This window comes from Pseudomonas sp. BAY1663 (genome assembly GCF_000582595.1).
GTDB lineage: Bacteria > Pseudomonadota > Gammaproteobacteria > Pseudomonadales > Pseudomonadaceae > Stutzerimonas > Stutzerimonas stutzeri_AF.
This window is the reverse complement of record NZ_AZSV01000205.1, coordinates 1-1089: the sequence shown is the minus strand read 5'-3', so window position 1 is coordinate 1089 and position 1089 is coordinate 1. Positions and strand designations below refer to the sequence as shown.

General features: G+C 72.9%; 1 protein-coding gene. It reads left to right on the top strand.

What is annotated here, in order from left to right:
* Positions 1 to 1089, top strand: a 1089-nt coding sequence (gene hrpB / locus BAY1663_RS22795) for an ATP-dependent helicase HrpB (protein ID WP_037045434.1), incomplete at both ends; no start/stop codon positions are given.

Here is a 1089-nt window from a genome sequence, read left to right as displayed (position 1 = left end):
GAACCGCGCCGGCTGGCGGCGCGTGCCGCCGCCGAGCGCCTGGCCAGCGAGCTGGGCGAGCGGGTCGGCGAGACCGTCGGCTACCGCATCCGCCTGGACAGCAAAGTCGGACCGCGCACCCGCATCGAGGTGGTCACCGAGGGCATCCTCGCCCGCCGCCTGCAGGACGACCCGGCGCTGGAAGGCGTTGGCCTGGTGATCTTCGACGAATTCCACGAACGCAGCCTGGATGCCGACCTGGCGCTGGCGCTGACCCTCAATGCGCGTCAGTTGCTGCGCGACGAGCCGCTCAAGCTGCTGCTGATGTCGGCGACCCTGGAGGGCCAGCGCCTGTCGGCATTGCTCGATGATGCACCGGTGGTGCGCAGCGAGGGACGCATGCATCCGGTGGAGCAGCGTTGGGGCCGCCCGCTGGCGTCGGGCGAGCGCGTCGAGCCGCGGGTGGTGCAGACGGTGCTGCAGGCGCTGCAGGACGAGCACGGCAGCGTGCTGGTGTTCCTCCCCGGGCAGGCGGAGATCCGACGGGTGAACGAGGCGCTGGCCGAACAGCTGGACGGCCGCGGCGATGTACTGCTCTGCCCGCTGCACGGCGAGCTGGAACTGGCGGCCCAGCGCGCGGCGATCGAGCCGGCCTCGGCTGGCATGCGCAAGGTGGTGCTGGCCACCAATATCGCCGAGACCAGCCTGACCATCGACGGCGTGCGGGTGGTGGTGGATGCCGGCCTGGTGCGGGTGCCGCGCTTCGACCCCGGCAGTGGCATGACCCGCCTGGAAACCCGGCGCATCTCCCGCGCCTCGGCCACGCAACGGGCGGGGCGGGCCGGGCGGCTGGAGCCGGGCGCCTGCTACCGGCTGTGGTCGGAGGAGCAGCACGGGCAGTTGGCGGCCTACGGTGAGGCGGAAATTCTCCAGGCGGATCTTGCCGGCGTCGCGCTGCAGCTGGCTCGTTGGGGTGTCGAGCCGGACGAGCTGGCCTGGCTCGACACCCCGCCGGCGGCGGCCTACGCCCAGGCCCAGGCGCTGCTCGAACGTCTCGGCGCGCTGGCGCGCAATGCCCGTGGCGGCTGGCAACTGACCGCCCACGGCCAG